Origin of the sequence: Roseospirillum parvum, from assembly GCF_900100455.1 — a bacterium.
GTDB lineage: Bacteria > Pseudomonadota > Alphaproteobacteria > Rhodospirillales > Rhodospirillaceae > Roseospirillum > Roseospirillum parvum.
This window is the reverse complement of the sequence record NZ_FNCV01000019.1, coordinates 1-12967: the sequence shown is the minus strand read 5'-3', so window position 1 is coordinate 12967 and position 12967 is coordinate 1. Positions and strand designations below refer to the sequence as shown.

The following is a 12967-nucleotide window of genomic DNA, read 5'->3' as shown; positions in this document are numbered from 1 at the left end:
GGCAGCCGTGCCAGATCCAGCAGCTCCTTCTGCGCCCGGGCCAGCGGCGTACCCACCAGGGCCCGCCGCACATCCGGGGCCAACCCGGTGGCGATACTCACCGCGCGCTGGATGGTCCGGTCGGTCAGTCCGCAGCGCTCGGCGGTGTCCTTTGAAAACGACATGATGTCGTTTTCATTCCGCTTGCTGCCCCGGCCTCCTTGCGCCCCATGCTTCGCCTCTGGATGCAGGCGCTCGTAGACTTCCTTGCGCTGCGCCAGGAACACGGCCCGGTCCAGCGGGTTCAGCTCGTGCCGCACCAGGTTCTCGTCGATCTCGCGCAGCCGCGCCGCTTCGTCCGACCCCTGGTAGACGAACGCCGGGATGTCCGACCACCCCAGAAGCTCGGCGGCCCGCAACCGATGTGCCCCGGCGATCAGCCGGTACGTCTTCGCCGTCAGGCGCCGCACCTCGATCGGCTGGCGCAGGCACCCCACCTCGGCGATGTTCTCCGCCAGCAGATGCGCATAGGCCTCGTCCACCGCCCGCAGGCGGTCGCCCACGTCAACGGCCGACAGGGCGACCGTGTTCAGCCCCAGTTCCTTCATCGGTTCCTTCATCGCTCGGTCTCTCCGGTGGGGCGAAGACGATCCTGTTCACGCACCGCGAGTCTCCTGTTCAGGCGCAGTCGCGCTTTTGACTGGCGGGCCGCACCGCCGCCGCGCTACCGTCTTTGGGTGGATGAAGCGGCGTGCCGTCCGGCTCGTACCGCTCGGGGAACAGGCGCTGGGCCGTCGTGTCGAGGGCCCGGGCAATGGCCTGCTCCGCGTGGTAGTAGGGCTGGCGCAGCGCCACCCGGCAGGCCGCCTCGGGCAGCCCCGCCGCGAGCGCCACGCCGGTCAGCGTCAGGCCCCGCTTGTGCAGCAGGCCGCGAATGTCGATCGCTCGGTGTTTGATGGCGCGCAGGTTCATCCTCGCTCCCGCCGGCCCCCGCCAGGGCCGGTTTCTCTAGGGGGTGACGCTTACGTTTGTAACTACGTTGGTAGGGATGATGACACGGTTTTTCGCTCACTTCAAGCCGTCATGCGCGCAAAACTACGGCAGCCGGACAGGTCGCGTGCGAATTCCGTTAACTGATTGTTTTTATTTTCTTTTTCTCGAACTCTTGCGGCCTTTTGGTAACCCTCGCCGGGCGCAATGGTTCGTGCGCGGAGGTCTGGCATGACCCGCATTGGCATCCCCGGTGATGAACGCGCGGCGCTCGCGGGCCGGCTGCGAGCCGTGCGCGAGGCGCTGGGAATGAGTCAACGCGCTCTCAGCGAGCGGTTGAGTGGTAGCACGCGGGGTTGGCAGGACTATGAATCTGGCCGCAGTCTCCCTGGTACTGCGGTGTTAGCGCAGCTCCAGCGCCTCGGCGTCAATATCAACTGGGTGCTAACCGGCGAGGGCGAGATGATGGTGCGCGAAAAAGCGCTCGCTTCGGACGTTCCGGCTAAGTTGGACGAAGAAGTGCATGCTCACCTCATCGACGGCATCATCGCGGTCTATCGCGAGGAGAACGTGGGTTTGCCGCCCCGCGACCTCGGGCGACTGGCCGCCCGTATCCACGCCGACCTGGTTGCCGCTTACGACGACCCCGACGACCGCAAGGTGGCACTGAAGCTCGCCCTGCAGCACCTCCGGCGAGACCTTCGCGCCGCCCCCACTGACGGGCAGAGCAAACGCCGGGCCTGAAGGTGGTGAATTCGCCCCAGCAACAACCTGCCCGAGATCATCGCGCAAGCTCAAGGGTGTGTGCGCTGGCGTGCTGTCGTTTTGGGGGTATGTTGAGAGCCGGTTGGGAGGCCGCTGGCGACGGGATGGTTGCCCTCCAACATCAAGTGTCGATCCGGCCCTTTCCGGCGCCTACTCCAAAAACGAAGCCGGACGGCGGCCCGCCCCGAAACCCCAGCCATCCCGCCACATCCCGCCCGATCCCACCATATCCCGCCTCCCTCCAAGATCAGGTGTCAACCCACACTTTCCTTGGGACAAACCGTCAAGGCCGTGTGGAACGCCGGCTGGTTTTTGGTTGCAGGCCAGCGAAGCTGGCCTGCGAAAACCCCCCGCCGCGTGTTTCTCCTTCACGGGCGTTTTTCCTCCCAACGAATTGGCGGGGGTCCGGGGGACCGCCTTCGGTCCCCCGGCGGGGTTCAAGGGGCGGAGCCCCTTTCTTCCAGGAGTTTCAGAGGTAAAGCCGATGGCTGATGCGATCTGGTTGACGGTGTGGTTGGCTTTTCTGACCACGGTGGTGTTGTTGCTGGTCGGCACGCCGGTGGCGTGGTGGCTGGCCCGGTCGCCGGCCCGCTGGAAGGAGGCGGTGGCGGCGGTGGTGGCCTTGCCGCTGGTTCTGCCGCCGACGGTGTTGGGCTTTTATCTGCTGCTGGTTCTGGGACCCAACGGCCCCGGCGGCTGGCTGGCCGGTCTGATGGGCGGGCGGTCGCTGGCCTTCACCTTCGAGGGGTTGGTGATCGGCTCGGTGTTCTATTCGCTGCCTTTCGTGGTGCAGCCCATCCGCGCCGCCTTCGAGGCTTTCGGCGAGCGCCCGCTGGAAGTGGCGGCGACCCTGCGCGCCGGCCCCTGGGACCGCTTCGTCAGCGTTGCCCTGCCGCTGGCCCGGCCGGGGCTGTTGACCGGGGCGGTGCTGGGGTTTGCGCACACCATGGGCGAGTTCGGGGTGGTGTTGATGATCGGCGGCAACATCCCGGGCGAGACGCGGGTGCTGTCGGTGGCCATTTTCGACTACGTGGAGACCTTGCAGTGGGACAAGGCGCATCTGCTGGCCGGCGGGATGCTGGTGTTCGCCTTCGTGGTCATCCTGGCCATGATGACCCTGGAGAAGAGGCTGCGCCGCCATGACCGCTGATCCGACCCCCATCGAGGCAAGCTTCACCGGCCGCCTGGGGAACTTCGCGCTGGACATGGCGCTGAGCGCCCCGGGGCACGGGGTGACGGCGCTGTTCGGTCCCTCGGGCTGTGGCAAGACGACCTTTCTGCGCTGCGTGGCCGGGCTGACCCGGCTGCCGGGGCGGCTCAGCGTCGGCGGCGAGGTGTGGCAGGACGGGCGGACCTTCCGTGCGACCCATCGCCGGCCGCTGGGCTATGTCTTCCAGGAGGCCAGCCTGTTTGCCCATCTGTCGGTGCGCGGCAACCTGGACTATGGCCGGCGCCGGGTGGCCAGGGGCGGGGTCCGGGAGGCGATTGCCTTCGATGACGTGGTCGAGTGGCTGGGCATCGCCCACCTGCTGGAGCGCGCGGTGACCCATCTGTCGGGCGGCGAGCGCCAGCGGGTGGCCATCGCCCGGGCCCTGCTCGGCCAGCCGCGCCTGCTTCTGATGGACGAGCCGCTGGCAGCGCTGGACCGCGACAGCCGCCAGGACATCCTGCCCTACCTCGAGCGTCTGCACGACGCGCTGTCGATCCCGGTGCTCTATGTCAGCCACGATCTGGCCGAGGTGGAGCGGCTGGCCGATCATCTGGTGTTGGTGGAGGCCGGGCGGGTGCGCGCCGCCGGGCCGTTGGGGCAACTGCTGGCCGACCCGGCGCTGCCCCTGGCCGGTCTGCCCGACGCGGCGGCGGTGCTGGAAGCCGAGGTGGTCGGCCACGAGCCCGAGTACGGTCTGGTCCGTCTGCGGCATGCGGCGGGCGACCTGCTGGTGCCCGGCGGCCGGTGGCCGGTGGGGCGGCGGCAGCGGCTGAAGGTGCTGGCGGCCGATGTCAGCCTGGGCCGGCGACCGCCGGTCGACACCTCGATCCTCAACACCCTGCCCGGGCGGGTGGTCGGTCACCGGGAAAGCCCGGGCCATCAGGTGACGGTGTTCCTCGACCTGCCGGGCGGCGCGGATCGGCTGTTGGCGCGCGTTTCGCTGAAGTCGTGGCAGGCCCTGGGGCTGGCCGAGGGCGAGACGGTGTACGCCCGGATCAAGGCGGCGGCCCTGGATCGGGCCTGAACCAGGGGGGCGAAAAAGCCTGGGGCCGGCCCCGTTCCGGGCCGGCCCCATGGCCGTGTGGATTCCGCGGGGGCGCTGGTTGGGGCGGCTGTTACCGCTCCTCCACCCGGCGCACCCGGACCACCACCTCGACCTGGGTGACCTTGCAGCCCTCGGGGGCCGGGGGGGTGGGGATGTGGGGGATCAGGCCATCGGGCACGTCTTCCAGGTGGCCGCTGTCCTCGAAGAAGTAGTGGTGATGCGGGGTGGTGGTGGTGTCGAAGTAGGCCCGTGTCGGGTCGACCACGACCTCCCGCAGCAGCCCGGCCTCGGTGAACTGGTTCAGGGTGTTGTAGATGGTCGCCTGGGAGACCTGGATGCCGGCCTGCTTGGCGTCGTCGTGCAGCACCTCGGCGCTCAGGTGGCGGCCGCCGGGCTGGAACAGAAGGTTGGCCAGGGCGATGCGCTGGCGGGTCGGGCGCAGGCCGTGGCGGCGCAGCAGGGCGGCCAGACCGAACTCGGCCGCCAAGTCGGCCTCTTGGTAGGTTTCTTGGGAAGTATCTTGGGGGGCCTTGTGAAGGGCGGTGTCCTGGAGCCCGGCGGCACCGGCAGCCGTCGCGAGGGAAGAAGACTGGGTCCGCACCGTTTTCACTCCTTACCGAAAGTACCGGAAACCGAAAGTACCGGAGCCGCATCAAGGCCAAGCCCCGGCGCAGGGGTTCTGGTTGCCAGAAACTGGTAATCAGAACGAGTATAGAGAATCCGGCGGCGGGCGGCAAGGCCCGGCCTCTTCAATTGCCAGTGGAAATGGTCGGCCTTCTTGGACTCGCCAGGTCGGTGTGCGTTTCAGCCAAGATATGCCAAAGAGGTCGCCAAGATGCCGCCAAGGCGCCGTGCGGGGTTCTTTTTGAAATCTCTGGTTGAGGCCTTGGGGCGCCGACGATGCACCCTGGCGGGGACGGACCGTTGCCCTGGCCCTCGCCCCGTGTCGCCCAATTGCCGGGTGGACCCAGTTGCCGGTTCGGTCGCCAGTTCAGGCGCCGGTTCAGTCGCCGGTGCGGATGCGCTCGACCAGCTCGCCCACCGTGGGGATGCGGCCGCCGGCGTAGAACGGGTCCTCGGCGAAGCGATAGGCGTTGTGGCCGGCGAACATCAACTGGGTGTCGATCTGATCGGTGTGGGCGATGCCCTGAAGCGTCTTCTGGATGCAGAAGCTGCGCGGATCGGCCGCCTTGCCGGTGGTGCCGGCCTCGTTCTGGGCCCAGTTGGAGAATTTGCAGGCCGACAGGCAGCCCATGCAGTCGGCCTGATCCTTCAGGATCTCGGCCGCCTTTTCCGGGGTGACGAAGATCAGGCTGTTGTCCGGGGTGCGCAGCGGCTCGCTGAAGCCCTCGGCGATCCAGGAGTCGGCGCGGGCCTTGTCGGCCGGGGTCAGGAACACCTCGCGGCCGCGCGGCGGCAGGGGCAGCGGGGCGGTCATCTCGCCCTCGGCGGCGCGGACATAGTCGACCTGACGGTGGCTGCGCGCTTCCAGCTCGCGCAGGAAGGTGTTGCGCACCGCCGAGCTGTAGAAGCCGGTGGGGCTGAAGCGGTGCAGCAGCACGTCGCCCTTGGCCAGGGTGAGCAGGCGCTGCTTCCAGGCGTCCGGGATCGGGCTTTCCTGGGTCAGCAGCGGCCGGGTGCCGAACTGGAAGGCGACCGGCCCCAGGTCGGGGTTGTCGAGCCAGTCGGCCCATTCGCGCAGGAACCACACGCCGCCGGCCATGATCACCGGCACCTCGGGCACCCCGGCCTGGCGCATGGCGCGCCTCAGCTCGATCACCCGGGGCATCGGGTCCTGCGGGCTGGTCGGGTCTTCCGAGTTGGACAGCCCGTTGTGGCCGCCGGCCCGCCAGGGGTCCTCGTAGACCACGCCGCCCAGCCAGCCGGCGCGCTTGTGGTAGCTGCGTTTCCACAGCGCCATGAAGGCGCGCGCCGAGCTGACGATGGGGTAGTAGTGGATGTTGTGGGCCTCGGCGATCTCGGCCACCCGGTAGGGCATGCCGGCGCCGCAGGTGACGCCGTGGATCAGCCCCTTGGCCCCGTTCAGGATGCCTTCCAGGATCTCTTCGGCGCCGCCCATCTCCCACAGGATGTTGACGTGCAGACGGCCCTCGCCGCCGGCCATGTCGTGGGCGATGCGGGCCTGGGTGATGCCGCCATTGATGCCGTAGTCGACCAACTCGGCGTGGCGCTCGCGGCGGGTCTTGCCGTGGTAGACGACCGGGATGACGTTGCCGTTCTCATCCAGGATGTCGGCGTTGACGCCGGAGAAGGTGCCGACGCCGCCGGCCGCCGCCCAGGCGCCGGAACTCTCGCCGTTGGACACCGCGATGCCCTTGCCGCCCTCGATCAGGGGCAGCACTTCCTTGCCCGACAAAAGAATGGGATTGATGGCTCTCACGCGGGACCTCTTCGGGGGACAGGGGGCGGTCGCGCGGGAATAACGCAAGGGCAACGGGGGTTGGCGGAAAAAGGGGCAACCACTCTTGTCGCCGGCCGTTGCGTAGTCCGGGGCGGCCGTGCAGTCGGCCCCTGTATATAGGACCGACACCGCCTGCCGCCAAGGAATTTCGTGCCCCTCCCCGACCAGCCCGCCGGGCTGCCTGGCGGGTCCTTTGAAGGCGCCGCTCAGGGGCTGTCGTCGGGGGCCATGTCGCGCAGCCGGCGGTAGATGGTCGAGGGGCTCATCTCGAGCCGGGCGGCGGCCCGGGGCACGTTGTTGCCGCACAGCGCCAGGGCGCGGCGGATGTGCGCCAGCTCGACCCGCCACATGGGCTGGATGTCGGCCTCCGAGCCGGCCACCGGGGGCAGCGGCGGGGTGCCGTTCGCCCCCGACGACGGGGAGGGGGCGGCCGGCGCGCCCTCGCCGCCGGCCAGCGGGCCGCCCATGCGTTCCAGGGCGGCGGCCAACATGCCGGCCTCGAGCAGCGGGCCGTTGTTCAGCACCACGGCGTTGCGGATGGCGTTCTGCAACTGGCGCACGTTGCCCGGCCAGGGGTACCCCAGCAGCAGCGCCTCGGCCTCGGCGCTGAGCGCGGTGAAGGTCTTGCCTTCCTCCTCGGCGAAGCGGGCGAGAAGGTCGCGGGCGATCTCGACCACATCGCCGTCGCGGTCCTTCAGGGGCGGCAGGTGCAGGGGGATGACGTTCAGGCGGTAATAGAGGTCCTCGCGGAAGCGGCCGGCCTCGACCTCGGTCCAGGGGTCGCGGTTGGTGGCGGCGACGAAGCGCACGTCGACCCGCTGCGCGGCGCCGCTGCCCACCTTCTGGAAGCTGCCGGTCTGGATGAAGCGCAGCAGCTTGGCCTGCAGCGACAGGTCCATCTCGCAAATCTCGTCGAGGAACAGGGTGCCGCCGTTGGCCAGGGCGGCGGCCCCTTCGCGGTCGGCCACGGCGCCGGTGAACGAGCCCTTGACGTGGCCGAAGACCTCGCTTTCCAGAAGCTCGTGGGGGATCGCCGCGCAGTTGAGGGCGACCAGCCGCCCGGTCCGGCCGCTGCGCGCGTGGATGGCCTCGGCGCAGACCTCCTTGCCGGTGCCGCTGTCGCCGGTGATGAACACGCTGGCCCGGCTGGCGGCGGCGTTGTCGATGATGGTGTAGACCGCCTGCATGGCCAGCGACGAGCCGATGAAGCCGCCGTAGGCGCGGCGCTGGATGTTGGCCTTGAGCTCGTCCACCTGCTCGGACAGATGGCGCCGCTCCAGGGCGTTGCGCAGGGTGTAGATCAGCCGCTCGGCGGTGAACGGCTTGACGATGAAATCGTCCGCCCCGGCCTGCATGGCGCTGACCGCGTTGCTGACCGAGCCGTGGGCGGTGATCACCACCACCGCCGCCGGCAGGCGCTGCTGGCGGATGTGGCGCAGGATGTCGAGGCCGTCCATGTCGGGCAGCTTGAGGTCGAGGATGACCGCCGCCGGCGGCGCTTCCTTGAGCCGCGCCAGGGCGGCGCGGCCGGTTTCGGCCAGCCACATGCGGTAGGGTTCATCGCTCAGGTATTCCTGATAGACCCGGGCCAGGGGCGGCGTGTCCTCGACCAGCAGCACGGCCAGCCCCTGGCGGTCGGGGACCGGGGGCGGGGGCGTGGGCGTGGAGTCGGTGGTCGCTTGGGCGGAGCACATGGCCCGAAGACTGTAGGCCCGGGCCGTGGCCTGCGGCAACCGTAAGTTTATGCGGCGCGCCTGGCCGCCTTTGGCGGTTCATTCCTGGCGCGATTCTGCTTTGCACGGCGTGCCATCGGGACCACAATCGTGTGTCGAGTCGTCGTGGCGCTCCGAGGGACGCCATGACCCCCGATCCCAGGTCCCGGGCCGCCGGTCCCCCCGGCGCCGGAACCGGCATGGGAGCCCGCCCGTTGCTGATCGATAGCGTCAGAGCACGCCTGTGGCTTTGCCTTGTGCTTGTCGTCGCCCCGCTCGTGGCCGCCCTGGTCCACGGCACCCTGGAGCGGCGTCAGGCGGCCTTGGCCGAAGTCGAGCGACGCGCCCTGATCCAGGCCGAGGTGGCGGCCGGCGGCTACCGCGCCATGATCGATCAGGCGCGCAGCCTGCTGACCGGGCTGGCGGCCTACGACCGCGACAACCGCGGCCTTGAAGCCGATTGCCAGCCCCTGTTCGGGGCCTTGAGTGCGACCCACGCCAACCTCGGCGGGCTGTGGGCGACCGGCCCGGAGGGGGTGGTCGGCCCCTGCCGGCCGGTTGCCGACACCGCCGCCATCGACATTTCCGACCGGCTCTACTTCCAGCAACTGCGGGACGGCGCCAGCTTCGCCGTCAGCCGGGTCGTCGTCGGCCGGCGCTACCGCGAGCCGACCCAGGTGCTGGCGGTGGCGCGGCGCGATGTGAGCGGCGCCTTCAAGGGCATCATCGCCGTGGCCCTTCAGCTCAACCAGCTCGACCAGCGGTTCAACCGCTTCCTGGGCGGCCCGGGGGCCAGTCTGGTGATCCTTGACCAGGACCTGCACGGTCTCGTCCACCATCCGGGCATCGCCGGCTTCATTGGCCAGGACCTGTCGACCACCCCCCTCGGCCGGGCCTTCATCGAGGGCCGGCAGGCCAACCTGACGACCATCGGCCCGGATGGAGTGAAGCGCATCTTCGGGCTGGTCGAGCCAGGCGGACTGCCGGTCCATGTGGCGGTCGGCCTGCCGGTGCATCATGTCCAGGCCGGCATCGAGCAGGCCCTGCTCGCCCAGTGGGTGGCCTTGGCGGCCAGCCTTCTGCTGGCCATCGGCATCGCTTGGCTGGCGGCGCGCCAGTTGATCCTGAAATGGATCGGCCGCGCCAACCAAGCCATCGCCGCGGTGGCCGACCGGCGCGACGGCGACGCCCTGGCCCGGCTGACCGGGAGCCTGACCGGCGCCCCTGGCGAATGGCGCGAGGTCGGCCGGGCGGTGGCCGCCCTGGCCCAGCGACTGGACGAACGCGAGCGGGAAGTCGCCGAGGTGTCGGCCAACGCGGCCCGCCACGAGGAGCAGACCCATGTCGTCGACCACCTGCTGGAGGCGACCAGCGATCTGGTCTTCCTGTTCGACGAGCGGGGGCATTTCGTCTACCTCAACCCCCAGGCGCGTCGGGTGCTGGGGCTGAGCGAGGCGGAGGTCCTGGGCCGTCATTGGCGCGAGCTCGATCTCGACTCGCTGGCCATGGAAAGCTTCGATCTGGCCCGCGGTCAGGCGCTGGCCACCGGTCAGCCGCTGTCGGCCCGGGTGCGCATGGCCGGGGCCGATGGGGAGATCCACCATTACGACTACGTGGTCAGCCCGATCGAGGCCCTGGCCGGCAACCGGGCCCGCGCCATGTGCCACGCCCGCGACGTGACCGAGGCCCAGCGCCAGGCCGACCAACTGGCCGAAATGACCGAGCGCCTGCAACGCTCCAACGCCGACCTGGAACAGTTCGCCTACGTGGCCAGCCACGACCTGCAGGAGCCGCTGCGCAAGGTCTCGGGCTTTGGCAGTCTGCTCAAGCGCGAGCTGGGCGGGACCATGACCCCGGAGATCGGCGAGTATCTGGACTACATGATCGACGGGGCCCACCGCATGCAGGCCCTGATCGACGACCTTCTGGGCTATTCGCGCATCGCCACCCGGGCCCAGCCGTTCGAGCCGGTCGACCTCAACGGGGTGATCGAGGACTGCCGGGCCCTGCTCGGCCAGTCGCTGGACGAGGCCAAGGCCCGCCTGACCGTGCCCGACCTGCCGACGCTTGACGCCGAGCCGACCCAGATGCGCCAGCTGTTCCGCAACCTGCTCGGCAACGCCCTCAAGTACCGCCATCCGGAACGCCCGCTGGAGATCATCCTGAGCCGCCAGAAGGCGCCCCGGGATCGGCTGGTGCTGCGTCTGGCCGACAACGGCATCGGCTTCCCGCAGGAGCGGGCCGAGGACCTGTTCCTGCCCTTCCGGCGCCTGCATGGGCGCTCCGGCATCCCCGGCAACGGCATGGGGCTGGCCATCTGCAAGCGCATCGTCGAGCACCATGGCGGCACCATCCGGGCCGAGGGGCGGATCGATGCCGGGGCCAGCTTCATCATCGACCTGCCGCTGCGCCATCAGGACCTGCCCGACCGCTCCGACGCCGAGACACCAGCCAGCCCGCCGGCCGAACATCAGCCCGCCGTGCCCGGACTGACCGACGGGTGAGGCGTCAACCCTCCCTGCGTCTGATGATCGGGCTGGCGGTGCTGGTTGCCCTGTTGCCGGTGGTCGTGCTGGAAATCCTGACCGTCCGCCATCTGACCCAGGAGGCCCGGAGCCGGGCCCGCGAGGACATCGCCCAGGTGGCCGGCCTGGCGGCCCAGCGGGTGGCCGCCGGGCTGGACGACGCCGCCGCCCTGCTGGTCGTCGCCGCCGGCCTCGAGTCGGCCCGGGCCATCGACCGCCTGATCGACCTGAGCCCGGCCCTCGGGGTCCGCCTTGCCGACCTCCCCGGGCAACAGGCGCCGGCCCCCGGGCTCCCGCGCCTGTTGCCCGGGGAGAACGGCGAGGCGCCGGCGCTCGAGGCGGCGGGGCTGGCGGTGCGGCTGGAACCGGCGTGGCTGGACCGCCTGCTCGAGCCCCTGCAACACCCCGAGGTGGATATCGCCCTGCTCGACCGGGTTGGGCGGCCGCTGGCCGGTCGGCCGGCGGGATCAGCGGCCACGGTCCGGGTCGCCGCGCCGCTGCCCGGGTGGCCCCTGCACCTTCTGGCGCATCGCCCGCAAGCCGACATCGAGGCGGAAATCTCGCAAACCCGCGGGCGCCTGATCGGCGGCACCCTGGGGGCGGTGCTGCTGGTCGTGGTGCTCGCCTGGACCCTGCTCGAGCGCAGCCTGACCCACTGGCTGACCTGCCTTGCCGCCGCCACCCGGCGGCTTGCCGGGGGGAGCGCCGAGGCGTTGCCCGACCTCAGCCGGGCGCCGCGCGAGCTGGGCATCCTGGCCGCCTCGATCGACCGCCTGGGGCGCCGGCTGGCCATCGAGCGCGAGCGGGTGGTGGCCGAGCAGGAGCGCCTGCGCCGCGCCCTCGGCGAACTGGAACACCTGGCCTGGCTGACCGCCCACGATCTGGCCGAGCCGGTGCGCAAGACCCGCCTGTTGAGCGATCTGCTGGCCAGCCGCTACCGTCCCGACGACCCCGAGGCGGTCGGTCTGCTGGCCGCCCTCAACCAGTCCGGGGCGCGTCTGGCCACCCTGGTCGACCAGTTGGGGGCCCTGGTCCGCGCCGGCCGCACCGAGGTCACGGCCGGCCGTTTGGAACTGGCGCCGCTGGCCCGTCAGGTGGTGGCCGAGATGGGGGAGGAACTGGCCGCCGCCGGGGCCGAGGTGACGGTCGGTCCGCTGCCCACCGTGTATGCCCAGGCCGACCAGATGCGCCAGGTGCTGTCGATCCTGTTGCACAACGCCCTGGCCTACGCCGACCCGGCGCGGCGGCTGCGGATCGACCTGGGCGAGGAACCGGCGCCGCCCGGCTGGGTGGCCTTCGCGGTGGCCGACAACGGCAGCGGCTTCGACCCGGCGCAGGCGGAAACCGTCTTCCTGCCCTTCCGCCGCCTGCATCCGGAGGGCGCCGACCCCAGCCGCCCGGGGGCCGATGGTCTGGGCATGGGGCTTGCGATCTGCCAGCGAATCATCGACCGTCACGGGGGCGCGATCAGCGCCCACCCCAAGCCCGGGGTGGGGACCCGCATGGTCATCCGCCTGCCCGACCCGAAGGCCTCCGCCGCCTTGCCCGACCAAGGAGTTGCCGACCCATGAGTGGTTCCCGCCAACCGGTCACCATCCTGATGGCCGACGATGACGACGCCGACGTGATGCTGGCCCGCAAGGCCCTGGCCGAAGTCAGGCTGGCCAACGACTTTCACCATGTGCGCGACGGCCAGGAACTGCTCGACTATCTGTACCGCGAGGGGCGCTACGGCGCCGACACGCCGCGCCCGGCCCTGGTCCTGCTCGACCTCAACATGCCGGTGATGGACGGCCGCCAGGCCCTGGAGCGGATCAAGGCCGACCCCTCGCTACGCCGCATCCCGGTCATCGTGCTGACCACCTCGAAGGCCGAGGAGGACATCGTGCGCACCTACGAACTGGGCTGCAACAGCTACATCACCAAGCCGGTGACCTTCGAGGGGCTGGTCCAGGCGATGAAGGTGGTCGAGTCCTACTGGCTGGAAATCGTCACCCTGCCCGGAGGCTGAGGGGGCAAGGGGAGAGCTTGGGGGTGCCCGGTTGGCCGTCCTCACCAACCGGAATGATGCCGGACACATCGCCCGACCAGTCGCTGACCAGGGTGTAATCCGCCGCGTCGCCCCGCGTCGCTAGAGCACGTCGCGGTTATCTGGGGTCACTTTGTGACCCCAGATAACCGCGAGGCCGTGCTCTAAATCATTGAATCGAGAGCAGATCGCGCCCTAGGTTCTGGACTCATAATCCCGCATCCAGAGTCGTGTTGAAGCCAACATGACAGCGGCCAAGAAGTTCTGTGCCGACTTTTCGAAGCGGGTGG

General features: G+C 70.0%; 11 protein-coding genes. 6 read left to right on the top strand and 5 right to left on the bottom strand.

All coding sequences use genetic code 11. The features are described 5' to 3' along the window. On the bottom strand, positions 1-599 hold a 599-nt coding region (locus BLR95_RS14900; RefSeq protein WP_092621974.1), incomplete at its 3' end, for a ParB N-terminal domain-containing protein. A gap of 58 nt (positions 600-657) precedes the next feature. Further along, a complete protein-coding gene (locus BLR95_RS14895; RefSeq protein WP_092621972.1) occupies positions 658-951 on the bottom strand; it encodes a helix-turn-helix domain-containing protein in 294 nt (97 codons plus the stop codon). 249 nt (positions 952-1200) lie between these two features. On the opposite strand from BLR95_RS14895, the gene BLR95_RS14890 reads away from it, so the two are divergent. The 3 genes from BLR95_RS14890 to modC all read left to right on the top strand — a co-directional run bounded on the left by BLR95_RS14890 (position 1201) and on the right by modC (position 3968). Continuing rightward, positions 1201-1713 (top strand): helix-turn-helix domain-containing protein, encoded by a 513-nt coding sequence (locus BLR95_RS14890; RefSeq protein WP_176787901.1) that lies wholly within the window; start codon positions 1201-1203, stop codon positions 1711-1713. Positions 1714-2218: 505 nt separating this feature from the next. Further along, positions 2219-2884: a molybdate ABC transporter permease subunit gene (gene modB / locus BLR95_RS14885; protein WP_092621968.1), complete on the top strand. Its 666-nt coding sequence runs from the start codon at positions 2219-2221 to the stop codon at positions 2882-2884. After that, the gene (gene modC / locus BLR95_RS14880) at positions 2874-3968 is read left to right on the top strand and encodes a molybdenum ABC transporter ATP-binding protein (protein ID WP_092621966.1); all 1095 of its coding nucleotides are present in this window, start codon (positions 2874-2876) and stop codon (positions 3966-3968) included. The genes modB and modC overlap by 11 nt, the downstream gene beginning before the upstream one ends. Before the next feature lie 91 nt (positions 3969-4059). On the opposite strand, the gene irrA is transcribed toward modC, so the two are convergent. From irrA to BLR95_RS14865, 3 genes are all read right to left on the bottom strand, one after another. Further along, positions 4060-4476, bottom strand: coding sequence for an iron response transcriptional regulator IrrA (gene irrA / locus BLR95_RS14875; protein ID WP_218119574.1), 417 nt, complete (start codon positions 4474-4476; stop codon positions 4060-4062). Between the two features lie 516 nt (positions 4477-4992). Beyond that, positions 4993-6390: an NAD(P)H-dependent flavin oxidoreductase gene (locus BLR95_RS14870; protein WP_092621964.1), complete on the bottom strand. Its 1398-nt coding sequence runs from the start codon at positions 6388-6390 to the stop codon at positions 4993-4995. Positions 6391-6617: 227 nt separating this feature from the next. Further along, complete coding sequence (locus BLR95_RS14865) at positions 6618-8105, bottom strand: sigma-54-dependent transcriptional regulator (RefSeq protein ID WP_092621976.1); 1488 nt, start codon at positions 8103-8105, stop codon at positions 6618-6620. A gap of 233 nt (positions 8106-8338) precedes the next feature. On the opposite strand from BLR95_RS14865, the gene BLR95_RS14860 reads away from it, so the two are divergent. Genes BLR95_RS14860 through BLR95_RS14850 form a run of 3 tightly spaced genes read left to right on the top strand, consistent with a single transcriptional unit; the run spans position 8339 to position 12659 of the window. After that, complete coding sequence (locus BLR95_RS14860; RefSeq protein ID WP_176787899.1) at positions 8339-10627, top strand: ATP-binding protein; 2289 nt, start codon at positions 8339-8341, stop codon at positions 10625-10627. Further along, positions 10624-12219, top strand: coding sequence for a sensor histidine kinase (locus BLR95_RS14855; RefSeq protein WP_143131038.1), 1596 nt, complete (start codon positions 10624-10626; stop codon positions 12217-12219). The genes BLR95_RS14860 and BLR95_RS14855 overlap by 4 nt, the downstream gene beginning before the upstream one ends. After that, positions 12216-12659, top strand: coding sequence for a response regulator (locus BLR95_RS14850; RefSeq protein ID WP_092621958.1), 444 nt, complete (start codon positions 12216-12218; stop codon positions 12657-12659). The genes BLR95_RS14855 and BLR95_RS14850 overlap by 4 nt, the downstream gene beginning before the upstream one ends. Positions 12660-12967: the final 308 nt, after the last annotated feature.